Below are 22,409 nucleotides of genomic sequence, written 5' to 3' on the forward strand. Positions count from 1 at the left end.
CTCGGAATTTCCGGTCCGCCCCGCGTTTTTCGGGGAGGGTCGATTTTTCGAGACCGCCTTTCACCCACTGCCACCACGGCCAAGTGGCAACGCCCATGGACCCCGGCTCTTGCCGGGGAAGCGCTGCAAGATACGCCGGCACCAATAGAGGAGACACCAATTGTCCTTTGCCTTGCGCCCGGTCGTCACGCTTCTGGTTTCGGCGCTGGCCATTGCCATAACCGCACTGTCGCCGTGGCCCGCCTCGGCACAGGAGCCTGAATTCTACGACGTGCCCTTTGCTCCGGGGCAATGGAATATCGGCCGGCAGCTCAACGAGTCCCAATTTCGCTATTGCGTGGACGAGCGCGATCCCGACTGGGCGATTGGGGATGCCATCGCCGAGGCCATTGCCACGGGATTGCTGCTCGAACCACAACGATATGTGGTTCCCAGCGACATGGTGAGTGAGGACATCACGAAAATCTACCAGATCCTGCTCGAACATTGCGACGTGCAGATGGGCTTCAAGCTCATTCCCGAAGGGCTGCCCGAATGGGTGATCGCCACCCGCCCCTATTACGAAGCCGGGTATGTTTTCATTACCACCGATCCAGCCATTCAGACGCTGGGCGACCTGCCTCCCTCCAGCCCCATCGGAGCGACGCTGGGCACGTCGGCCCATTTTCAGCTCTTTACCTTTGTCTCAACGATGGCGCCGGAAGACCGCTGGCCGGTGTTTCCAATGGGCACCAACCAGCTTTCCATCGACTCGCTGCTCAACGGCACGGTGGATGTTGCGCTGGTCTGGGCGCCCAGCCTGTGGGCCGCGCAACGCGACAATCCCGACCTTGCGGACATCCACGTCGTGGACCCAAGTCCCTTGCAGCCGTCCAGCCTAGGGGTGGGCGGGCTGTTGCTCGCTGAAAATACCTTTTTGCGCACGGCCATCGACGAGGCGATTGAAGCGCTTACGGCGGATGGCACAATCGGCGCCATCCTCGAAGAGTACGATTTTGCGGCTACGCCTGCCCCGTGACCGCGTGGCCCTTTACTTCTGGACGATCAATTTGTTGAGCGATTCCATGTCGGAGGGCAGCGGATCGCCGGCCGGAAAGCCGTTTTCCTGCAGGATATAGGCCATCAGATCGGCATAGACCTCGGGCGAATAGCGGCCCGGCGCATTGGGCGGCATCAGCAAGCTCATGAACCCGAACATTGCCGAGGCCGGTGCCCCGTTGGCGAATTTCTGCTCGAACGCCAGCCCGCGCAATGGCGGCCCGCCGATCAACCCGCCGCGCAGATCGTCTCCGTGGCAGTCGACGCAGTCTCTTTCAAACCTGTCCTCACCGCGATCGGCCTGCTCGGATGAATAGTGCACCGGGCTCATGGTGCTGTCGTCCTGGGCGAAAACCGGTGCGGAAAGAGAAAAGGTGCCAGCGACCAACCCGGTGAGCATCACCAAGCGAGACGCGGGGCTACCAATGATGGGACCCATAATTTCCTCCCGTTGCGGACCAGCTCTCACAGAAGCCAATCAAGGGAAGGCATCTTGAGGTGAGGCGAGATGGTCCTTGAGCCAACAGCAAAGCCGACGCCAAAGGCAATTGCAAGCACAATATGGGTGGTCGGGGGGATCAGCCCGGCATTGCGGGCGGCGCCTTGGCACCGCCCGCAATGCTTCACTCGACGGTGATCGGGGAGCGGCCGAGCACCGATTGGTTGGCCACGTCGAGAAAGCGGATCTCGTATGTGCCGGGTTCGTCGGGCAGCTTGAACTTGGTGGCCTTTTCGGCACTGGCGGGCTGGGCTTCAAGCCATGCGAAATCGGCCTGATCGGTGCGCGCCAGCGACACCCGCGCGCCCTCGACATCCGCAGTCCAGGTCACAAGGATCGTCTCTCCCGGCGCTGCGGAAGCGGGCACATCGAGACCGGCGCCAAAATCGAGGGCGCTGCCCTCTTCAAGCACTTCAATCGGTGTTGAGGCCATGGTGATCCCGCCCTCATCGAGCACATAGCGAACCTCATAGAGCCCTGGATCGGCCGGTGCCGTGAGTTCCTGCTCGGTGTCGTCCCTGACGCGTTGATAATCGCCATAGCTGCCTTCCTCGGCTCCGGCGGGAACGATCGTCACATAGTCGTTGGAGTTGATGGTGCCGGTGTAGCTCACCGCAAAGCGCGCATTGGCAATCACGATTTCGGGCGCCGAAACGCTCACATCGCCATCCACCACCTCGACCGGGGTCGAGGCCATGGTGCGTGCCCCTTCATCGAGCACGTAACGGACTTCATAGAGTCCAGGCTCAGCGGGGGCCGTCAGCTCCTGTTCGGACGCATCGCGCACACGCTGGTAATCGAGATAGCTGCCCTCATCGGCTCCGGCGGGAACGATGGTGACATAGTCATTGCCATTGACGGCGCCTGTGTAGTTGACGGTAAACCGCGAACCGACGGTCACGGTTTCGGGCGCCGAAACCGTCGTCTCGCCTTCAACAACTTCTATGGGCGCCGACGCGAGGGTCCGCCCGCCTTCGTCAAGCACGTAGCGCACTTCGTAAAGGCCAGGTTCGGCGGGGGCCGTCAGTTCCTGCTCGGACGCATCGCGCACACGCTGGTAGTCGGTGTAACTGCCCTCCTCGGCACCGACCGGAACAATGGTGACATAGTCGTTGCCATTGACCGAACCGGTGTAGCCGACGGTGAAGCGAGCGCCCACTGTCACCGTCTTGGGCGCGGAAACCGTGGTTTGCGGTTCGACCACCTCAATGGGGGTCGATGCCATTGTCCGCCCGCCCTCATCGAGGACGTAACGCACTTCATAGAGCCCCGGATCGGCTGGGGCCGTCAGGTCCTGTTCGGACGCATCGCGCACACGCTGGTAATCGGTGTAACTGCCTTCATCGGCGCCGACCGGAACGATGGTGACATAATCGGTGCCATCGACGGCACCGGTATAGCTCACGGTGAACCGGGCACCGGTGGTGACGGACTCCGGGGCTGTGACGGTGACTTCGGCATCGACAACCTCAACCGGGGTCGAGCCGGCTGTTTCTCCAGTTTCCTCAAAGACGTAGCGGACTTCGTAAAGTCCGGTTTCGGCCGGGGCCCTCAATTCCTGCTCGGAATCGTCGCGTACGCGCTGATAGTCGCCAAAGCTGCCCTCATCGGCGCCGACCGGAACGATCGTCACATAATCGCTTGGCTCGAGCGTTGGCGCCCAGCTTACCGGGAAGCGCATGCCGACGGTTACGCTGGCCGGTGCCTTGATATCGACCTGGGAGACTTCGGGTTCAGGCTCGGGTTGGGGCTGGGGCTCGGGCTCGGGCGCCTCCTCGATCACCTGCTTGACCTCATCGAGCGCGTCGGCCAATTCGCTGGCGTTGGAGGCCGGCACGAAGACGCCGCCGGTGTTTTCGGCGATGCAGGAAAGCTGGGCATATTCCTCGGACGCCACGTCAAAGCCGATTACGTGGGTGGTGAACGCGATGCCGCGCTCTTCGAGATGGCTGGCCAGCGCGCACGGATCGGCCTCGCAGTTTTCGATGCCGTCCGAGATCAGGACCACGGTTGCGGGGTTTTCGAGATAGACCAGTTCTTCGGCGGCATGTTCGACTGCAGCCGACAGCGGTGTGCGGCCCAGCGGGTTGATGGCGTTGACCGCATCAATGAATGTGGCGGGCGAAATGGGCTGGGGCGCAATGACCGTTTCGATATCGCCGCAATCGCCCTCACGGCGATGGCCATAGGCCACAAGACCCAGATTGGTCTCGGCAGACCACTGGTTCACGAGGTCGCCCAGCACCTCGCGGGCAATCTCGATCTTGGTGACCCCGTCAATCTGGCCCCACATGGAGCCTGAAGCGTCATAGACCACCATCACGTCCTGTGCGGCTGCCTGAGTGGTGCCAAGGCCAGTGGCCAATATTGCCGCCATAGCCAATGTCTGGATGCGTTTCATCGTCGTCCCCTACCCGTTTTGCGGCGCAGCGCCAGGAGGATCCAAATACAAAGACACGCCAGGCCGCGGGCGCAGTAAACGCAATTTTAGAACGTCTGGCAATCACCCCCAGCGGTGCTGAAGTCCTTGCAAAACGTCACAAATAATTCATAGCGCCAGCGGCTGCGCTCCTAGCCTCGTCACGGCGCGCGCGCCGGCGGCGATGGCGGAAGCCAGGGCAGCTTCGGGGGTTTCTCCGCGCAGCTCGGCAGCCAGAAAGCCTGCCAGAAATGCGTCGCCGGCGCCGGTGGTATCGACCACTTCGACAGCTTCGGCGGGAACCGCGCGCGGCTCGGTGCCTCGCGCGGCGAAGATGGCGCCCTGATTGCCGCGTTTGAGGACCGCGCGGGGGAAAACCCCGAGCAGGGCCGCGATCTGGCGGTGGGGATCGGTCTGCCCAGTCAGAAGCTCGGCCTCGTCGGCGTTGGGGAAAATGATTTCGGCGTCCGCCGCCCAGCCGAGGAAATTGTCGTGGCCGACAGCGGCCAGAAAGCCCGTTGAAGCCGGATCGATGCTGACGGGGATGCTTCTTGCCTTGGCGCGGGCGGCCAGCGCCATGACTGCGGCGCGGGGCCTGGGCTCAAACAGGGCGTAGCCCGAGATGTGCAGCCGGTCCATGCCGTCGAGCAGCTCGAAAGGGAGATCGGTTTCACCCAGGTGGGCGTTGGCACCGCGATCGGTGAGAAAGCTGCGCTCTCCATCGGGATCGACAAGGCAGATCAGCGTGCCGGTGGGATTGGCCACATCGCCGCTCAGATGGGCGGTGACGCCCTGCCCTTCGAAATGGCGACGAAGGCGAACCACATCGGGGGCGCCCACGCGGGCGGCGAAATGGGCGTCGACGCCCATGGCCGCCAGCCACACGGCCTGATTGGCGCCCGAACCGCCGGGCATCTGGCGGATGGTGGCCGGTGTATCGGTGCCGCGCGCAACGGGCCCTTCGGGCACGACGAGAATATCGGTGATGACGTCGCCAACGACGAGGATGCGGCCAGTCACGGTCAGTGGTTCTTGACGAGGGCGGCCGCGATCCGGGCTGCCACGGCGGCGTTGTTCTTGACCAGTGCGATGTTTGCGACCAGCGACTTGCCGTCGGTCAGCTCAAAGATGCGGTTGAGCAGATAGGGGGTGAGATCCTTGCGGGTCACGCCTTGCCGCTCGGCATCGGCGATGGCGGCGGCGATGCGGCCGTTGATTTCGTCGGCGTCGAGGGCGTCGGCCTCGGGGATCGGGTTGGCGACCAGAACGCCGCCGGTCATGTTCAGCGCGGCCTGTGTGGCGATGAGGGCCGCGACCTCCTGGGGCGTGTCGAGGCGGTAATCGACCCCATATCCGCTTTCGCGCGCGAAGAAGGCCGGGAAGGCGTCGGTGCCATAACCGATGACGGGAACACCATTGGATTCAAGCACTTCGAGGGTTTTCGGAATGTCGAGAATCGACTTGGCGCCGGCGCAAACCACGGCGACAGGGGTTTGGGACAGCTCGGTGAGATCGGCGGAAATATCGAAGGTGGATTCGGCCCCGCGATGCACGCCGCCGATGCCGCCGGTGGCAAAGACCCTGATGCCGGCCATGGCAGCGATCTGCATGGTGGTGGCGACGGTGGTTCCGGCGGTGAGGCCCTTGACGAGGATGGCTGCGAGGTCGCGCCGGGAGGCCTTGGCGGCTTCAAGCCCGGTCCTGGCCAGGTCCTCGAGCGTTTCGCCGGCCACGCCCACATGGCATTTGCCGCCCATGACCGCGATGGTGGCGGGCACCGCGCCATTGTCGCGCACGACCTGCTCCACCGCCAGCGCGGTCTCGAGGTTCTGCGGATAGGGCATGCCGTGGGTGATGATCGTAGATTCGAGGGCCACGACTGGCTGGCCGTCAGCCAGGGCGTATTTGATCTCGGGGGAGATCTCGAGGTAATCAGACATGAAAGGACCTTGTGCGTTTGGGCGATGCAAACCACAGCCGGGGCGACAGCGCAAGCAGCGATCTTTAGCCTTTCCTGCCTCTTTCTTCCGGCGTCATACCGGGCCGGGGATCCGGAATCCGGTAACCGGCAGCGCTGGTGCCGGTATCGCTGGCACGGAGCGTACTGGACCCCGGCTCAAGGCCGGGGTGACAAGGGAATAGAGTCGCAAGAAAGCGGTAGCCGCTATGCCGTGATGGCGCCCTTGATCCGGATCACATCATCGGCCAGCTCGGCATCGATCCGGTACACTTGGGCCAGCCTTTGGGCCGTCAGGACCTCCGCCAGTGTCCCCGAGGCCGCCAGCCTGCCGTGGTCGAGCAAGAATGCCCGGTCGCAAAAGCGGGTGGCGAGGGTGAGATCGTGGAACGAGGCGAGAACCGTCCTGCCCCGGCGTTTGACCGCTTCGAGCAATACATATTGGTAGTGCAGGTCGAGATGGTTGTGGGGCTCGTCGAGAATGTAGATTTCCGGGTCGAGCGCCAGAATTTGCGCGAAAAACAGGCGCTGTTGTTCGCCGCCGGAGAGATGGGCGGCATCCTCTCCTGCCCGCCCGGCGAGACCGACGAGGGACAGGGCTTCGTTGCACCGGGCCGCAGCCTCCTGGCGGGGCAGCGCCAGCGGCAGCAGACCGAGCGCCACGACCTCGTAGAGCGTCAACCCGGCCAGCGACACGGACTCCTGGACCAGTGCCCCGACCCGCGCCGCATAGGCCTTGCGGGGCCAGTCCTTGAGGGGCTTTCCATCCAGAAGGACCGTTCCGGTATTGTCGGCCTCGGCGCGATAGAGGACGCGCATGAGGCTCGATTTTCCGGCGCCGTTGGGGCCCAGCAGCGCGTGGAATTTTCCGCGCTCGAGCGCAAACGAGACGCCGTCGAGCAATTGCGCCTCGCCCTTTTTGAGCGAGACCGCTTCAAGAGTGACAATCGGGTCAGAAGCCACGGCGCACCCTCCGCAGGATGAAGACAAAGGGGGGCGCCGCAAACAGCGCCAGCAGTACGCTGAGCGGCAGTTCTTCGGGGGCCAGCACGATGCGGCACAGCAGATCGACCACCACCAGCACGATCATGCCGAGCACCACGGCCAGCGGGATCAGCTTTTTGTGGGGCGCGCCGACCAGAAGCCGGGCCATGTGCGGCACGATGAGCCCGACAAAGCCCACGATCCCCGCTCCGGCCACCGACAGCCCGGTCAGAAGGGCGGCGAGACTGAGCAGAGCCAATCGCAGGACCGGCAGCGGCACGCCAAGGGCCACAGCCCGCTCGTCGCCGAGCAGCACGGCGTCGAGCATGGTGGCGCACAGCCATGTGGCAAGCAGGCCGAGCGGCAGGGCGATGGCCAGCGGCGGAAGGTCTGCCCAGCGCGCGCCGGCGGCGGAGCCCATCAGGAAGGACAATGCCTCGCGGGTGACCTGGGGATCGGCGAGATGGATGAAAAAGGCGGAAACCGAGGAAAAAAACAGCGATATGGCAACGCCAGCCAATATAAGAACCAGCTTATCCATGCCCCTGCCCGGCTGGAAGGCCAGCCCGAGGGTGAGAATAAAGGCAAGCATTGCGCCCAGAAAGGCCAGCAGGTCGAGCCCGAAACTGGCAACGAACGTGGCGGGCAGCCAGACGATGGCGGCGGTCGCCGCAGCGGACGCCCCGGAGGACAGGCCCAGAAGGTAGGGCTCGGCCAGCGGATTGCGCAGCAGGGCCTGCATGATGACGCCCGACAGCGCCAACCCGCCCCCGACCAGCGCCACCATGATGACACGCGGCAGGCGCCATTCCCAGATGATCAATTGCAGATTGGGCTGCGCGTCTGGCAGGCGCAGCAGCGCGCTGATACGCGCATCCCACGGCAGATCGGCGGTGCCCCAGAAGGCACCGGCCAGCATGGCGAGCACGAGAAAGCCTAGCGCCAGCCCGAGGGTGACGCCGTAGGGAGCGCGGTTCATGTTCTAGTTCAGGTCCAACTGTTGGAGGCCAGCTGCGAGGCGTTCGACCCCATCGACGAAGCGCAGCCCAAGTATGGTTTCGGAGAACGGGACGACGACATAGTTCCGTTGCCGGACCGCACGGAGCTGGGAGAGCACCGGGTCACTTTCGAGCTGTGCGCGCTTTTCCTCGGCGGTCGACCATTCGGCTTCGATCAGAATGATGACGTCGGGATCCGCCGTCGCCACCGTTTCCCAGGCCAGATCGGCCCAGCGGCCCTCGATGTCGCCCGCGATGTTTTCAAGACCGACCGACTCCATGAGCAGTCCCGGCGCGCCGCAGCAGGCCGCAGAAAAGGCGGTGTCGGTGCCCGAGTCAAAGAGAAAGGCCGTCAGCCCGGCGCCCGACGCGCCGGTTGCCGCGGCGTCGAGCCGCGTGCGGATATTGCCGGCAAGTGCGTCCGCCTTATCCTCGACGCCAAAGAGCGCGCCAATGCTTTCAAGGTCGATGAAGATGGGATCGGTGGTCATGCGTATATCGGCGGGGTGCTGATTGCGGCATTCGGCATTGACCACATAGGTCCCGATGCCGATGTCGTGCCATTCGGCTTCGGCGCCCAGGTTGGTGTCGTTGAAGGCCGAGGCAAAGCCGGCAAAAAGAAAGTCGGGGTTTTCGGCCAACACCACTTCCCTTGCCGGATAGCGGTCCGAGAGCACCGGGACGGAATTGTAGGCTTCGAGCCACTGGTCGGGGATCGTGTCGTCGAGATAGGCGGTGCCGATCATTCTGTCTTCGAGCCCCAGCGCCAGCATGACCTCTGTTGCCTGCTGGTTTAGCGTAATGGCGCGCGCAGGCGGGGAGTCATAGGCAAAGCTGGTGTCGCAGCTCTCAATTGTCTGGGCGAAGGCCGAGTTGGTCAACAGCGACAGGGCGACGGCGAGTGCCGGGCGCAGCAGGTTCATTGCGATACCTCATGGATCATCAATTGGGGGAGCGATTTTCCGTCTTTCAAAACGGTCGAAACGAAGCGGGCGACATCATCGGCGTTCGCCAGCCGGTACCAGTGTCCGGCCGGATAATGGGCTACGACAGGGCCGTTGTTGCAGGGGAACAGGCAGCCGGTGGTGGCCACCAGGCAATCGCGCGCCACACCCTGGCGCGTCAGTTCCTCGGCAAGAATGGCGCTGAGTGGGCCGGATTCGCGGAAATTGCAGCGCGGGCCGGTACAGACGAGAAGATGGTGCCGATGCGCCGGCACCTCGTCCCAGCCCGCGCCATCTATCGAACCGCGATCAGTCTCCACAGGCGTCGCTTCGGCGGCATTATCGAGGCTGGATCGGGCGATTGCCGCCAGTACGGCCTCATCGCCGATCTGATCGGACGCCAGGGCCAGTTCGCCATCAAACCCGCGCTCACGCTGCCAATGGGCGAGCGCACCGGGCAGCCAGGCGAAAAGACTGTCGGAAAACGGGATGCCGACCGGCTGAACGAGGATATTTTGTGCGCCCTCGCCCACCAGCGCGTCGAGCGCCGACATCGGCCCGGCCTCGCGGCCTTCCATGCGAACGATGGCGCACGGGATCGGGCACGCTCGGGTCAGCGATGCCTGAAGCGCCTTCAAACGCCTGCCCTTCAGATAGGGCTGAGAAATCAGAAAGAGAATTGCGTCAGGTGTCATGAGCCCACCTTCTCTTGCGAGAAGGCGGTGGGCTTTGTGTCAGCGGACGCGCTGCGTAAAAATCCATACCTGCCCCCTGCCGGCACACCTCGTCCGGCTTGTTGGTCTGTTGCAGGCGGCAGGTCTCCTGACTCGCGGCATAGTCTTCATCTCGAAGACAGTGCAACACCCCTTCCCGACTTTCGTCAGTGGTCTGGCGTTGCGATTCGCCGCTTACAGTTGCGAGGGCAGCTCCGGAATTGGCCCCTTATGGGTAATCCGCACCGGTATTCCCTTTTCATCCGCGCTCTACTTGGCGGAACCGTCAGCGGAGCAAGACATAGCCCTGTGCGAGGGTGGGAGCAAGGGGGTTCAGCGCCGAGGCAGCGTCGCGACGAAATCGGCATAGTCGCCGACGCGGATCTTTTCGAGCAGGGTGGAAAGGTCATCGAGGGGGGTCAGTGAATAGTCCACGCGCGCATCGATGGCCGGATAGGGCTGGTCAGAAAAGGTCTTTATCGCTGCAGACTGGATGCCGCGCGCATCGCCGCCCGCCACGTCGCCTGCCGTCAGGGCGGCCAGAAGGCGGAGTTCCAGCGGCCCGCCGGCGCGCAAAAAGCCTTCGGCCATGGCAGGGACAACATCGGCGTTGGCGAGAAGATTTCCGGCGATGGCGATATCGGTCTGCAACTGCATGCCCACACTCTCGGTGAGGTCCGAGCCGCTCCAGCCCGCCGTTGCGCCCGTGCGGTCCATGACGATCAATTGCCGCCGTTCGCGCTCGGGGTCGGCAATTGTCAGGGCATAGACGATTGCCTCGGCCCCCTGCCCGGCTTCGAGCGCCGCCAGCCCGTCAAAGGCATAGAGCGGATTGGTGTAGCCTTGGGTTGCCAGCGCCCCCACCCCTGCGCGCGCGTGGGGCACCAGCGAGCCGACGGCGGGTCCGCCCGTGGCTGTCGCGACGCCGAAAGCACCGGTTGCGCGGTCGTGGGCGAGGATCGAGAACGTCATGGGCAAAAATTCTCCCTGCCGCCTTTAAGGCGGATCTTCTTTTTCGCTCGGACTTTCGAGACGAGAAAGTGGGGACCACTTTTTCTGAAAGTCCTCGTGTAATTTATAGCGATAAATGTATTGCCATGTCCATTTATGCTGATAAATTTAATTTCAGACCAGCGCCTCCACGGCAAGCTCTGGGGGCCAAGTCAGAACCGCAAAGGTTCGTTCACTGGTTTACCGCGCACCCAATGCGCCAAAGGAGAGGTTGTCATGAAAAAGCTTTTAGCCGGGGCCGCCATAGCCGCGCTGATGGCCGCATCGCCGGTCGTCGCCCAGACCCCACCCAATGTCCTTATCGTCGGACAGATCGCCGAGCCGCAGTCGCTCGACCCGCAGGTTTCCACCGCGGTCAACGACTTTCGCATCCTGGTCAACATCTATGACGGGCTGGTCCGCTATGCCGATGGCACGCTGGAAGTCGAACCGGCTCTGGCCACGGACTGGACGATTTCCGACGATGGGCTGACCTATACCTTCAATCTGCGCGAAGGTGTCACGTTCCACGACGGCACGCCGTTCAACGCCGAGGCGGTGAAGTTCAATTTCGATCGCATGCTGGACGAGGACCATCCCTATTACGATACGGGGCCGTTCCCGCTGTCGTTCAACTTTTCGGCCGTCGACAGCGTCAACGTGATCGACGAGCACACCGTCGAGTTTGTTCTGACCGAACCGTTCGCGCCGTTTCTGTCCAACCTCGCCTATCCCACGGGGCTCATCGTGTCGCCACAGGGTGTGATGGACAATGTGGACGATTACGGGCGCAATCCGTCGGGGACCGGTCCGTACCGGTTTGTCGAATGGCAGTCGAACACCCGTGTCGTGGTCGAAGCCAATCGGGACTATTGGGACGGCGCGCCGGCGCTCGAGGCCGTGGTCTTCCGCCCGATCACCGATGCCAACACGCGGGTTGCCGAAATGCTTTCAGGCGGCATCGACGTCATGGTCGAAGTTCCGCCCGACAATGTCAGCCAGTTCGAGGAGGATTCCGCGTTCGAGGTCTATGAGCAGGCAGGGCCGCACGTCTGGTATGTGATGCTGAACGCCCAGTACGGTCCTTTCGCTGACAAGCTGGTTCGCCAGGCCGCGAACTACGCGGTCAACAAGGACGCTCTGGTCAACGATATCTTGCAGGGTACGGCCACGGTCTCGGACAGCCCGATCGCTCCGGCGTTCAACTGGGCCTATAACGAAGATCTCGAGCCCTATCCGTACGACCCTGACATGGCCGAGCAATTGCTGAGCGAAGCCGGAGTCGATAACCCCGAGGTCACCTTCTATGTCACCGAAGGTGGTTCGGGCATGCTCGATCCGATCACCATGGGCACGGCCATCCAGGCCGATCTCGAGGCCGTTGGGTTCGATGTGACGATCGAGACCTATGAATGGAACACGTTCCTGGGGATCGTGAATCCTGGTCTCGGCGAGGATGTCGACATGGCGGAAATGGCCTGGATGACCAACGATCCGGACGTTCTGCCCTTCCTGACGCTGCGCACCAATGCCTGGCCGGAGGCCGGGGGCTTCAATTCGTCGTACTATTCCAATGAAGAGGTCGATGAATTGCTCGAGGCGGCGCGGGTGGAAACCGACATCGAAGCGCGCGGCGATCTCTACAAGCAGATGCAGGAAATCGTCTATGAAGACGCGCCCTGGATCTTTGTCGCGAACTGGCAGCAGAATGCGGTGACGACCGAAGCGGTGGAGGGTTTCTCGTTGCAGCCGAGCTTCCTGCTGCAGCTGGGCGACGTCTCCAAGCAATAGGGCGCCTGACGGGTTACCAGCGACTATCGGGATCGGCGGGAGAACCGCCGGTCTCCACCGGAGGGACAGAGGAGGCCGCCCATGCTGGCCTATATCGCCAAGCGGCTCGTTGCCGCCATACCCGTATTGTTCGGGCTTTCGATCATTGTGTTCGGGATCATGGCCATGATCCCCGGCGATCCGGCCACGGCCATTCTGGGTGCCTACGCCACGCCGGAAAATGTCGAGCGCGTCAATCGCGATCTCGGGCTCGACCGCTCGCTGCCCGAGCAGTACATCGCCTGGATCACCAATGTCCTTCAGGGCGATTTCGGCCGGTCGTTCAGGCTCAACCGTCCGGTGCTCGATGAAATTCTCGAGCGTTTCAGCGCAACGCTGATCCTTGCCGGCGCCTCAATGATCCTGTGTTCGATCCTGGGCCTTTTGGCCGGGGTCGTTTCGGCGGTCCGCCAGTTCGGCTGGACCGACCGGATCGTCACGTTCTTTGTGCTGATCGGCATTTCCACGCCCGCTTTCTGGCTGGGGCTGATCTTCATCCTCCTGTTCGCCGTGCAATGGCGCGTGCTGCCCGCTTCGGGCATGTATGCCGTCTATGGCGGCGGCGATCTGCCAGACCTTCTGATCCATCTGATCCTGCCCGCCACCACGCTGGCCATTGTCGCGACCGGCGTTATCGCGCGGCTCACCCGCGCGGCCATGCTCGAAGTGCTGCGGCAGGATTTCGTGCGCACGGCGCGGGCCAAGGGGCTCAACGAAGGCGCGGTGATCTACCGGCACGCCTTCAAGGCGGCGCTGGTTTCGATCATTCCCGTGATCGGCATCCAGGCCGGGTTCGTGATGGGTGGTGCGGTCTATATCGAGACCGTGTTCCAGTGGCCGGGCATCGGGGCGATGCTGGTCAACGCGATTTCCACCCGTGACATTCTTCTGGTGCAGGGCGGCGTGCTGGTGGTTGCCGTCACTTACGTCCTCATCAACCTGCTCGCCGATGTGGCGCAGGCCATTCTCGACCCGAGGCTCAAGACATGACCCAGGCGATCGCGACCACCGCGCCTCAGGCGTCCTCGGCACGGCTTTCGAGCTGGAGCCTTTTGCTCAACAACCGGCTGGCGGCCGGGGGGCTTGTCATCCTTGTCCTGATCGGGGCGATGGCATTGCTCGCTCCGTTGCTGCCCATTCCCGACCCCGACATCACCCTGCCCGCCAACCGGCTGCAGCCGATCTTTTCGGACGGGCATCTGCTGGGCACCGACCATTTGGGCCGAGACATTCTGGCCCGGCTGATCTGGGGGTCGCGGGTGTCGATTGCCGTGGGGCTTTCGGCCACGCTGATCGCGGCGCTGATCGGCTCGCTGATCGGGCTGGTTTCGGGCTATGCGCGGGGCACCACCGATACCATATTGATGCGCGGCATCGATATGCTGATGGCGTTTCCCTATATCCTGCTCGCGCTGGCCATTGTCGCGGTGCTCGGGCCGGGGCTGCTCAACGCGCTTTACGCCATCGCGGTCGTCAATATCCCGTTCTTTGCCCGCAACGTGCGCGGCATCACGGTGGGGCTGGCCGGCCGGGAATTCGTTGACGCCGCCCGGCTTTCGGGCAAATCGCACACGGCGATCCTGTTTTCCGAAGTGCTGCCCAATGTGTTGCCGGTGATCGTGATCACCATGTCGACCACTGTGGGCTGGATGATCCTTGAAACCGCCGGGCTGTCGTTCCTGGGACTTGGCGCACAGCCGCCGCAATCGGACCTTGGCTCGATGCTGGGCGAAGGGCGCAGCCTTTTGTTCAATGCCCCGCACGTATCGGTCATTCCCGGACTGATGATCTTTGCCATCGTCATGAGCATCAACCTTTTGGGCGATGGCGTGCGCGACGTGCTCGATCCGCGCCTGCGGGCCGGGGATCTAACGCGCCCGCTTTCGGTGACGCGCATCGAGCGCAAGAAGGCCGCCGAGCCCCAGGACAAACCCACTGCCATACTCGACGTGCGCAATCTCGAAACCAGTTTCCAGCGCGGCCGGGCGACCATTCCAGCGGTCAAGGATATTTCCTTCACACTCAACAAGGGCGAGTGCATGGGGCTGATCGGGGAGTCCGGGTCGGGCAAATCGGTCACCGCCCTGTCGCTGCTCGGGCTTGTCGCCTCCCCGCCGGGCATCATCACCGGCGGGTCGGTGTCCATCGAGGGCGAGGACGTGTTCTCGCGCTCGGAAAGCGGCATCAGGGCGTTGCGCGGCTCGAAAGTCGCCTATGTGTTTCAGGACCCGCTGACGACGCTCCATCCCCTCTACAAGGTGGGCGAGCAGATCGCCGAAGCTATCACCACACATCAGCCGGTCGGCAAGGCGGAAGCGAGACAGCGGGCTATCGCGCTGATGGAACAGGTGGGCATTCGCGATGCCGCCGAGAGGGTCGACGCCTTCCCGCACCAATTGAGCGGCGGGCAGCGCCAGCGCATCGGCATTGCCATGGCGCTGGCCAACGATCCCGACATCATTATCGCCGACGAGCCGACAACGGCGCTGGACGTGACCGTGCAGGCGAAAATTCTCGACCTGCTGCAAGATCTGCGGCGCGAGCGCGGGTTGGCGCTGTTGCTCATTACCCACGATTTCGGGGTTGTCGCCCAGGTGTGCGACCGGGTTGCGGTGATGAAGGATGGCCTTATCGTCGAAAGCGGGAAGACGCCGGATGTGCTGCGCGATCCCCAGCACGATTACACCAAAAAACTGATCGCCTGCGTGCCGGAGCTGGGCAAGGGCAAGGATTTTCTTGCCACCGTCCGGCCCCTGTTTGCGGAGGGCCAGCCATGAGCAATGCCATCGTCGTAAAAGATCTGGTCAAGACCTTCGGGGGCAATCGGACGCTGTTTGGTGGCAAGAGCCACGAGGTTCAGGCCGTAAAGGGCGTGACGCTTGAACTCAGGCAAGGGGAAACGCTGGCCATTGTGGGCGAGAGCGGATCGGGGAAATCGACCATCGCGCGCATGCTGGTGGGCCTGGAAACGCCAACCTCGGGCTCCATCGAAATCGGGGGCAAGGGATATGACGCGCTGCAGTCGGAAGGGTCGCGGGCGTTCGGGCGGATGATCCAGTACGTGTTTCAGGACCCTGTTGCTTCTCTGAATCCACGCAAGACGATAGACAAGATTCTTGATGTGCCGCTCAACCTTCTGCGCGGCTATGATGCCGAAAAGCGCAAGGCGAGAAAGCGCGATCTGCTCGAAGCCGTGCAGATGCCCAGGGACACGCTGGAGCGCTATCCGCACGAATTTTCCGGTGGGCAAGCGCAGCGTATCGCCATCGCGCGGGCCCTGGCGGCGGAAGCGAAAATCATGGTCCTCGATGAGCCGGTCTCGGCGCTCGATGTCTCGGTACAGGCGCAGGTGCTGTTGCTGCTGGACGATCTCAAGCGCGAATTCGGGCTGTCCTATCTGTTCATCAGCCACGATCTGGCGGTCGTGGAATCGGTATCGGACCGGGTCGGGGTCATGTATCTGGGCGAGATGGTGGAACTGGACACTGCCGAGAAACTGTTTGCGGCGCCGGGCCACGACTATACAAGGGAGTTGATTGCCAGCGCGCCCAGGCTGGCCGCAGCGGCTCAGTAAGATGTTCCCTAAAAACCCCATACCCTCCATCATCCCGTCCGCCCCACAATCGTCATCCCGGGCGGAGACCCGGGAACCAGTAACCGTCAGCGTCGGCGTTTCAACCGCGAGACCTGCGTGTACTGGACCCCGGCTCAAGGCCGGGGTGACAGACTGGTGGGTGGAGCAAAAGATATGAACGCCCTCGACACCCCCGCCCCTCTTCGCCGCAAGCGTACCGACGAAATCGTCGATGCCATCAAGAAGACCATCATCGAGCACGGGTTGCAGCCGGGAGACCGGCTGCCGCAGGAGCGCGAGTTGATGGAGCAATACTCGGCCTCGAAAGGAACGATCCGTGAGGCGCTGAAATCGCTCGAAGTGCAGGGATTGATCCGCACCCGCACCGGGCCGGGCGGCGGGGCGTTCATCGACACCATGTCGGAAAGCCGGGCGATGAGCCTGCTGTCCAACTATCTGTTCGCCAAGACGGTGACGATTGGCGACATCTATGCGCTGCGCAAGGTGCTCGAGCCACTGGTCGCGGTCAGCGCTATGGCCAATATGGACGCCGCCGCCTATCAGCGGCTCGATGACATCATCGCAATTTACGATCACGAGCCGGCCGACGCGCAGGAGCGCTGGGACCAGCGCATGGCCGAACTCGATTTCCATGCGGTGGTGGCCGAATATGCCGACAATGCGCTGCTCGCCTTCACCTGCCGGTTCCTGCAGCGGCTTTTGAAAGACCTTGCCGTCTGTCACGATATCTATGTGCAGCCCAAGCCGGTGCTGCGCGCGCAGGGCATCGAATATCAGCGCCAGATGATCGCCGCCATGCAGGTTGGCGATGCGGACGCCGTCCACAGGATCATGGCCGATCACATGGCCTATGCCGAACGGTCCATGCTCGACCTGCAGGCGGAGCTGAACGGGGATTTCCTGCACGATCCCGTGGCCCGAGGGCGAACCGGGAAACGGCGGAAGAGCGCTAAAACAAGCGGCTAGAGCCTGTCATCGCCGAATGCGCGTTGGTTTGGCCGTCCACCTGACGGAACTCGCGGCGCCTGGGGCCCGTTATCGCCGTATCTGTCATAATGGATAGGCGACCCGTGGCCACGCGCGCGCAATCGAAACAACAGCAGGGCCTGTTTCCAATTGGCCTGCTGCGCGGCGCTGGTGGCGCCCTGATATTTGCGCTGCCCATGCTGATGACCATGGAGATGTGACAGTTGGGCATGACGCTGGACCGTTGGCGCCTGCTGGTTCTGCTGGTTGTCGGGTTTCCCTTCCTGATGCGGCTTTCGCGCGAGATCGGGTTCGAAAGCACACGTGACTGGCGGCAGGATTTGCGGGATGTAACCATCGCCTATGGCATCGGGATCGTCACAAGCTCGGCGATCATGGTGGTGCTGGCCATATTGGGCAGTCCAGGAAGCCTGAGCGAGACGATGGGGAAAATCGCGATCCAGACCTTTCCCGCCGCGCTCGGCGCCATGTTAGGGCGGGCCCAGTTCGGCGGCGATTCCGAGCCGGCCAAAAGGGAAGAAACATTCGGCGGCGAAATGCTGATCATGGCAGCAGGGGCGCTGTTTCTCTCGCTCAACGTGGCACCGACCGAAGAAATGCAGCTCATTTCCTTTCGCATGACAGCCTGGCACGCGCTGGCGCTGATTCCGCTCTCGCTGGCCCTCATGCATGCCTTCGTCTTTGCCGCCTCGTTTGCGGGCGGCAGCGAAATTTCGCCGGAAACACCTTGGTGGAGCGCGTTCCTGCGCTTCACCGTCTCGGGCTACATGGTGGCGCTGGTGATCAGCCTGGCAAGCCTGTGGGTGCTCGGCCAGATTGACGGCATGGCATTCGAGAGAGCGTTGCGGGTTACGGTCGTACTCGGTTTTCCAGCAGCCATTGGCGCCTCGGCGGCGCGGCTGATCCTTTAGGAGCGCGTGATGGCACCCGGTAAAGGTAAATCAGGTGAGCAGGTCGAATGGATCGTCGCCGCAGCGAGCGCGGTGCTTGTGCTGGCGCTGGCGGGCTTTATTGCCTTTGAAGCCCTGACCCGAACCGGAGGCGAGCCGCAGATCGGATTTGCCCTGGGCAAGACACTGGCCGTCGCGGACGGTTATGCGGTCGAGGTCACTATCAGCAATCAGGGTCACGTCACGATTTCGGACGTGGTGGTCGAGGGCGCCGTTGCGCTGGGCGGCGGCCAAAGCGAAACCGCCAGGGTCACGCTCGACTATCTTCCGGCGGAAAGTGATACCGCGGTTGGACTGGGGTTTTCACAAGAGATCGATCCGGAGCGACTGACGCTCCGGATCGTGGGTTATACTTACCCTTAGCGCGCTGCCCCAACAGGCCGGGCCAGCGCTCCAGGTTCATTGATGTCGCGCGGTCGAACCGAAAAAGTCTGCAACTTTTTCTGACCGCACTCTAAAGGTCTGCAGGCAGCAGAGCGTCCGGGATGTTCTGGTAGCTGACCGGACGCAGGAAGCGGCGGATGGAGAGGGTGCCCACCGAGGTGTGCCCGAAGTTCGTCGAGGCGGGGTATGGGCCGCCATGCACCATGGCATCGGCGACTTCCACGCCGGTGGGGAAGCCGTTGGCCAGCACGCGGCCCGCCTTGCGCTCGAGGATGGGCATGAGCGAACGGCCCAGATCGGTGTCGCCGGCATCCATGTGGATGGTGCAGGTCAACTGGCCCTGCAGCGACTTCGCGATCTGGCGCATCTGGTCTTCGTCCTTGACGGTGACGATCAGTCCGAGCGGGCCGAACACTTCTTCTCCAAGCGCGTGGTTGGCCAGCCAGGTGTCGCCATCGGTTTCGAACAGATACGGCGTGGCGTTGCGGAGATCGCAGGTGGACGTGAGAAGCTCCTGAACGCCCGATGATGCGGCAATCCTGTCGCGGCCATCGCGATAGGCCTTGGCGATGCCGTCGGTCAGCATGGTCTGGGGGCCGACTTCGGAAAGGGCGGCCTTGGCGGTATCGATAAAGGTCCGAGCTTCATCGCCCTCAATCACAACGGCAATTCCGGGATTGGTGCAGAACTGGCCGGCACCCATGGTCAGCGATCCGGCCCAGCCCTTGCCCATTTCCTCGGCCCGCGACTTGAGCGCGCCGGGGAGAACGAACATGGGATTGACCGAACCGAGTTCGCCAAAGAAGGGAATGGGCTCGGGGCGGGCGGCACACAGGTCGAACAGTGCCCTGCCCCCGCCGAGCGATCCGGTAAAGCCCACGGCCTTGATATCGGGGTGCTGGACCAGCGCCTGGCCAACCGAGCGGTCACCGCCCTGCACGAGCGAGAACACGCCGGGGTGCAGGTTCAGCTTTTTCCGCGCGGCATCGATGGCCTGGGCGACAATCTCGCCAGTACCGGGATGGGCGCCATGGCCCTTGACGACGACGGGGCAGCCAGCAGCAAGCGCCGCTGCGGTATCGCCACCGGCGGTGGAGAAGGCCAGCGGGAAGTTGGACGCGCCGAAGACGGCGACCGGGCCGATGGGGCGCTGGACCATCTTGAGGTCAGGGCGCGGGGCGGGCTTGCGGTCGGGCAGTGCCGCATCGTGACGGCGGTCGAGATAATCGCCCTTCAAAATGTGATCGGCGAAGAGGCGCAACTGGCCGGTGGTCCGGCCACGCTCGCCTTCGAGGCGCGCCGCGGGAAGCCCGGTTTCCTGTGAGCCGATTTCGGTGATGTCGGCGCCGCGTGCCTCGATTTCGTCGGCGATCAGGTTGAGGAACGCCGCACGGTCTTCGCGCGAGGAGTAGCCGTAGGACCAGAAGGCTTCCTCGGCGGCCCTGGCTGCGCGATCGACGAGTTCGGGCGTGCCGACGGCGAATTCGTGACTCGGGCCGGATGCCGGTTCGGAGGCGAAGGTTCCCGCGCCGGAAACCCACTCGCCCGCGATCAGATGCTTGCCGGAAGGGGTGAAACTCATGGGAAACTCTCCGAAATTGGGGGATGGGGTGGCGGTAAACCCGCCAGGAGGATTAAGTATGACTTATTGTCCGCAAGGTCTTTTTACAACCCCGCAAACTGCGCAACGACAAAAGTTTTCCGCTCAGATGCGGGTGGCGGTCCATTCGACGATCTGGCGCAGGATGGCATCGAGGGCGCTGTTGAGGGCCGCGACTACATTGGCCTGATCGAGGGATGACGAAGGAACATCGGCGCTGAAGGTCTGGCTGGCGATTACGGTGCGGCTGCGGTCGCTGACGAGTTGAATGGCCAGCGCGACCCGCGCCATGGCGCCGCCACCGGTGGTATCGAGCTCGAAAGCCCGAATGTCGGTGGACAGGATGACATCGAGCGCGATCGGGTCGGTCGGCTTGCCGATATTGGTGAGCCCCGCATCGCGGAACGATTGCAGCATGCGCGTCTGGACGAGCATGGGGAGTGTATCGGACCATTGAGAGTCGCTGAGGTAGCTCAGCACGCCACCGGGCTGGCGCACGACAATGCGCTGGGTGTCATAGGTCGAAATGGTCGCGGGTTCGCGCACCACGATGGTGCGGTTGGATCGGCGCGCGACGGGACCGGGTGTGCCCGGTGTCAGATCGTAGGTGACCGGCGCGATGGCGCCCAGGCTGAAGCAGCCGGCCAGCGTCGAGGTGAGACCGATGGCAGACATCGATAGAAAGGCGCGGCGGCCGATTTTGGCAGACATCTGGCTCGTCCTTGGTTCTTGTTCTGTCGGCGTTCCCGAACCGCAAAACCGGTGCCCACTTTTGCTGGGAACGCTTCGCTTTCCTTTGTCGCGTTCCCGAACCGCAAAACCGGTGCCCACTTTTGCTGGGAACGCTTTTGTTACGGCGTAAACTCTCGCACGGTTTCTCCGCCGAACACCAGCGACTGCGGATTGCGCTCGATTTGTTGCATAACGCGGTTGAACAGCTCAAGGCTCCGTACCGCCTCGTTGGCGAGGGTGGTGTAGGCGCCCAGACCGTTGTTGGTGAATGTGACAAGGCCGTTGGAAATGGCCAGCGTGCGCTCGTCGAGCGCATTGGCAAGGCTTTCGATGGAGTTGGCCGCCGAGGCGATGTCGGCGATGACCCGCTGCCCCTCGGGGGACGCGGCGACGGTGTTGAGCGTATCGGACAGTTCGCGGATCGAAGTGGCCGCAGCGCTGAAATCGGCAAAGAGCGACTGACCATCCTCGGATGCCACCATGCCGTCGACACGGTCGATGAGCTGGCGCAACGCGGTCGCGGTGGCGCCGAATTCCTCGAACAGCATGCGCCCGTCCTCGGTGGTGATCATACCGTCGATGCGGGCGATGATGGTATCGGCCCGTTCGGTGGCGTTGCCGAGGGTTTCGGTGAAGGTGCGCGTGTTGGTCAATATCTGATCGACATTGACGGCATTGTTGCCCAGCGCCGTCGAGAATGCGTCGATATTGTCCATGGCGCGGGCAATGACTTCGGGATCGACGGCGGAGGAAGCGCGATCGATCAGGTCGAGGGTGCCCTGCAGACCGTCCGAGACACCCGAAAGATTGGTAGCCAGGGAGCGCGCGTCGTCGAAAAAGCCCTGGATGTTCTCGGTATTGTTGGCCAGCGTCTGGGCGAAGGCGCCGATGTCGGAGACGGTGGAGCGCACGTCCTCAGGCGGGATCGCGGCCACGATCTCGCGGACCTGGACGGTCAAATCGCGCAATTCATCGGCCAGCGGGCCGATGCGTTCGCTGGTGGCGGTCATGGAGGACAGGAAGCCGTCGATGCCCTCGGAATTGGACGCAAGGGCGTTGGAAAAGGTCTCCGCGTTGGCGATGGTCGCGGTGAGGCTTTCGCGGTTGTCGGCAACCAGAAGTTCAAGCTCGGACAGCGTCGCCGTGGCGCTTTCAAGCGCCGTGCTGACATTGGAAACCACAGCGTCGAAATCGGACCCGTCGCCGGCGCCGGCCACCAGATTCGCAAGCCCGCTCGATAGCTCATCGATGCTGGTAAGGGTGGAGGTCAGGCGCTCTTCATTGGTGGCAAAGAACGCGTCGATGCGCTCGAAGGTGGTTTCAGCGCTGGCGATAATGTCGCGCGCGCCTTCCATGATCAGCTGGAAATCGGACGCCTCGCCGCGCATGACCGCTATCGTCTGACCCGGTTGCGGCTCAAGCCGGCCCGCTTCGAGCGTGCCGCCCAGAAGCTGGATGTTGGCAAAGCCGGTCAGCCCCTGCACCTCGAGTATGGCGCGGGTGTCGTTCATCACGGGTGCATCGGCTTCCACGCCGATACGGGCCAGCACCTGGCTGGGATCTTCGGGATTGATGGACACCGCCTCGACCGTTCCGACCGGCAGACCGTTGAACAGAACGGTGGTGCCGGGTGCCAGGCCGGTCACCGCTCCATCGAAAACGATGCGATAGACGGCGCGCTCGCTGACCTGATCGGCAACCGAGAACCAATAGACAAAGCCCATGAACCCGGCGATGACCAGGGACACAAAGGCGCCGACGATGGCGTAATTGGCCTTGTTTTCCATCG

The 22,409-nt window shown here is 63.1% G+C and carries 19 protein-coding genes, 1 pseudogene and 1 riboswitch; of the genes and pseudogenes, 8 read left to right on the forward strand and 12 right to left on the reverse strand.

The genetic code is table 11. The annotated features are described in order from the left end of the window. Positions 1-160: 160 nt before the first annotated feature. Entirely contained in the window at positions 161-1,018 is an 858-nt protein-coding gene (locus OF122_RS12050) for a substrate-binding periplasmic protein (RefSeq protein ID WP_264224484.1), read from the forward strand. Between the two features lie 12 nt (positions 1,019-1,030). Here OF122_RS12050 and OF122_RS12055 read toward each other — a convergent pair whose 3' ends face one another. The 9 genes from OF122_RS12055 to OF122_RS12095 all read right to left on the reverse strand — a co-directional run bounded on the left by OF122_RS12055 (position 1,031) and on the right by OF122_RS12095 (position 10,524). Continuing rightward, a complete protein-coding gene (locus tag OF122_RS12055; protein WP_264224485.1) occupies positions 1,031-1,477 on the reverse strand; it encodes a c-type cytochrome in 447 nt (148 codons plus the stop codon). Positions 1,478-1,661: 184 nt separating this feature from the next. After that, positions 1,662-3,938, reverse strand: a complete 2,277-nt coding sequence (locus OF122_RS12060) for a VWA domain-containing protein (protein WP_264224486.1) — start codon at positions 3,936-3,938, stop codon at positions 1,662-1,664. Positions 3,939-4,085: 147 nt separating this feature from the next. Then, a complete protein-coding gene (locus OF122_RS12065) occupies positions 4,086-4,976 on the reverse strand; it encodes a carbohydrate kinase family protein (RefSeq protein ID WP_264224487.1) in 891 nt (296 codons plus the stop codon). A 2-nt stretch (positions 4,977-4,978) separates the two neighbouring features. Further along, complete coding sequence (locus tag OF122_RS12070) at positions 4,979-5,896, reverse strand: pseudouridine-5'-phosphate glycosidase (protein WP_264224488.1); 918 nt, start codon at positions 5,894-5,896, stop codon at positions 4,979-4,981. A 224-nt stretch (positions 5,897-6,120) separates the two neighbouring features. Continuing rightward, the gene (locus OF122_RS12075) at positions 6,121-6,876 is read right to left on the reverse strand and encodes an ABC transporter ATP-binding protein (RefSeq protein WP_264224489.1); all 756 of its coding nucleotides are present in this window, start codon (positions 6,874-6,876) and stop codon (positions 6,121-6,123) included. Further along, entirely contained in the window at positions 6,866-7,876 is a 1,011-nt protein-coding gene (locus OF122_RS12080; protein WP_264224490.1) for a FecCD family ABC transporter permease, read from the reverse strand. The genes OF122_RS12075 and OF122_RS12080 overlap by 11 nt, the downstream gene beginning before the upstream one ends. Positions 7,877-7,879: 3 nt before the next feature. Then, positions 7,880-8,818, reverse strand: a complete 939-nt coding sequence (locus OF122_RS12085) for an ABC transporter substrate-binding protein (protein WP_264224491.1) — start codon at positions 8,816-8,818, stop codon at positions 7,880-7,882. Beyond that, entirely contained in the window at positions 8,815-9,534 is a 720-nt protein-coding gene (locus OF122_RS12090) for a (2Fe-2S) ferredoxin domain-containing protein (protein ID WP_264224492.1), read from the reverse strand. The genes OF122_RS12085 and OF122_RS12090 overlap by 4 nt, the downstream gene beginning before the upstream one ends. 100 nt (positions 9,535-9,634) lie before the next feature. Continuing rightward, positions 9,635-9,855: riboswitch (cobalamin riboswitch) on the reverse strand. Positions 9,856-9,885: 30 nt separating this feature from the next. Beyond that, positions 9,886-10,524, reverse strand: coding sequence for a DUF1028 domain-containing protein (locus OF122_RS12095; protein WP_264224493.1), 639 nt, complete (start codon positions 10,522-10,524; stop codon positions 9,886-9,888). Between the two features lie 255 nt (positions 10,525-10,779). Here OF122_RS12095 and OF122_RS12100 point away from each other — a divergent pair, with 255 nt between their 5' ends. The 7 genes and pseudogenes from OF122_RS12100 to OF122_RS12130 all read left to right on the forward strand — a co-directional run bounded on the left by OF122_RS12100 (position 10,780) and on the right by OF122_RS12130 (position 18,267). Then, the gene (locus OF122_RS12100; RefSeq protein ID WP_264224494.1) at positions 10,780-12,333 is read left to right on the forward strand and encodes an ABC transporter substrate-binding protein; all 1,554 of its coding nucleotides are present in this window, start codon (positions 10,780-10,782) and stop codon (positions 12,331-12,333) included. 81 nt (positions 12,334-12,414) lie between these two features. After that, positions 12,415-13,362 carry an ABC transporter permease gene (locus OF122_RS12105; protein ID WP_264224495.1) on the forward strand — a complete coding sequence of 316 codons (948 nt, stop codon included), beginning with the start codon at positions 12,415-12,417 and terminating at the stop codon, positions 13,360-13,362. Beyond that, entirely contained in the window at positions 13,359-15,149 is a 1,791-nt protein-coding gene (locus OF122_RS12110) for a dipeptide/oligopeptide/nickel ABC transporter permease/ATP-binding protein (RefSeq protein WP_264224496.1), read from the forward strand. The genes OF122_RS12105 and OF122_RS12110 overlap by 4 nt, the downstream gene beginning before the upstream one ends. Next, positions 15,146-15,946: an ATP-binding cassette domain-containing protein gene (locus OF122_RS12115; RefSeq protein WP_264224497.1), complete on the forward strand. Its 801-nt coding sequence runs from the start codon at positions 15,146-15,148 to the stop codon at positions 15,944-15,946. The genes OF122_RS12110 and OF122_RS12115 overlap by 4 nt, the downstream gene beginning before the upstream one ends. Positions 15,947-16,120: 174 nt before the next feature. After that, entirely contained in the window at positions 16,121-16,933 is an 813-nt protein-coding gene (locus tag OF122_RS12120; protein WP_264224498.1) for a FadR/GntR family transcriptional regulator, read from the forward strand. 104 nt (positions 16,934-17,037) lie between these two features. Then, positions 17,038-17,865 (forward strand): annotated as a pseudogene (locus OF122_RS12125) (TIGR02587 family membrane protein). 9 nt (positions 17,866-17,874) lie between these two features. Further along, on the forward strand, positions 17,875-18,267 hold the full coding sequence (locus OF122_RS12130; protein ID WP_264224499.1) for a hypothetical protein: 393 nt from the start codon (positions 17,875-17,877) through the stop codon (positions 18,265-18,267). Positions 18,268-18,358: 91 nt separating this feature from the next. On the opposite strand, the gene OF122_RS12135 is transcribed toward OF122_RS12130, so the two are convergent. From OF122_RS12135 to OF122_RS12145, 3 genes are all read right to left on the reverse strand, one after another. Beyond that, complete coding sequence (locus tag OF122_RS12135; protein WP_264224500.1) at positions 18,359-19,870, reverse strand: aldehyde dehydrogenase (NADP(+)); 1,512 nt, start codon at positions 19,868-19,870, stop codon at positions 18,359-18,361. Between the two features lie 123 nt (positions 19,871-19,993). After that, the gene (locus tag OF122_RS12140; protein WP_264224501.1) at positions 19,994-20,599 is read right to left on the reverse strand and encodes an ABC-type transport auxiliary lipoprotein family protein; all 606 of its coding nucleotides are present in this window, start codon (positions 20,597-20,599) and stop codon (positions 19,994-19,996) included. A gap of 140 nt (positions 20,600-20,739) precedes the next feature. Next, positions 20,740-22,407 (reverse strand): MlaD family protein, encoded by a 1,668-nt coding sequence (locus OF122_RS12145; protein ID WP_264224502.1) that lies wholly within the window; start codon positions 22,405-22,407, stop codon positions 20,740-20,742. Between the last annotated feature and the right edge of the window lie 2 nt (positions 22,408-22,409).

It is taken from the genome of Pelagibacterium flavum, from assembly GCF_025854335.1.
GTDB classification, from domain to species: Bacteria; Pseudomonadota; Alphaproteobacteria; order Rhizobiales; family Devosiaceae; genus Pelagibacterium; species Pelagibacterium flavum.

Excerpts from the sequence above, each read along its gene's own strand:
- OF122_RS12055 (WP_264224485.1), bottom strand. The coding sequence starts at position 1,477 with ATGGGTCCCATCATTGGTAGCCCCGCGTCTCGCTTGGTGATGCTCACC.
- OF122_RS12060 (WP_264224486.1), bottom strand. The coding sequence starts at position 3,938 with ATGAAACGCATCCAGACATTGGCTATGGCGGCAATATTGGCCACTGGC.
- OF122_RS12070 (WP_264224488.1), bottom strand. The coding sequence starts at position 5,896 with ATGTCTGATTACCTCGAGATCTCCCCCGAGATCAAATACGCCCTGGCT.
- OF122_RS12080 (WP_264224490.1), bottom strand. The coding sequence starts at position 7,876 with ATGAACCGCGCTCCCTACGGCGTCACCCTCGGGCTGGCGCTAGGCTTT.
- OF122_RS12085 (WP_264224491.1), bottom strand. The coding sequence starts at position 8,818 with ATGAACCTGCTGCGCCCGGCACTCGCCGTCGCCCTGTCGCTGTTGACC.
- OF122_RS12090 (WP_264224492.1), bottom strand. The coding sequence starts at position 9,534 with ATGACACCTGACGCAATTCTCTTTCTGATTTCTCAGCCCTATCTGAAG.
- OF122_RS12095 (WP_264224493.1), bottom strand. The coding sequence starts at position 10,524 with ATGACGTTCTCGATCCTCGCCCACGACCGCGCAACCGGTGCTTTCGGC.
- OF122_RS12100 (WP_264224494.1), top strand. The coding sequence starts at position 10,780 with ATGAAAAAGCTTTTAGCCGGGGCCGCCATAGCCGCGCTGATGGCCGCA.
- OF122_RS12105 (WP_264224495.1), top strand. The coding sequence starts at position 12,415 with ATGCTGGCCTATATCGCCAAGCGGCTCGTTGCCGCCATACCCGTATTG.
- OF122_RS12110 (WP_264224496.1), top strand. The coding sequence starts at position 13,359 with ATGACCCAGGCGATCGCGACCACCGCGCCTCAGGCGTCCTCGGCACGG.
- OF122_RS12115 (WP_264224497.1), top strand. The coding sequence starts at position 15,146 with ATGAGCAATGCCATCGTCGTAAAAGATCTGGTCAAGACCTTCGGGGGC.
- OF122_RS12120 (WP_264224498.1), top strand. The coding sequence starts at position 16,121 with ATGAACGCCCTCGACACCCCCGCCCCTCTTCGCCGCAAGCGTACCGAC.
- OF122_RS12130 (WP_264224499.1), top strand. The coding sequence starts at position 17,875 with ATGGCACCCGGTAAAGGTAAATCAGGTGAGCAGGTCGAATGGATCGTC.
- OF122_RS12135 (WP_264224500.1), bottom strand. The coding sequence starts at position 19,870 with ATGAGTTTCACCCCTTCCGGCAAGCATCTGATCGCGGGCGAGTGGGTT.
- OF122_RS12140 (WP_264224501.1), bottom strand. The coding sequence starts at position 20,599 with ATGTCTGCCAAAATCGGCCGCCGCGCCTTTCTATCGATGTCTGCCATC.
- OF122_RS12145 (WP_264224502.1), bottom strand. The coding sequence starts at position 22,407 with ATGGAAAACAAGGCCAATTACGCCATCGTCGGCGCCTTTGTGTCCCTG.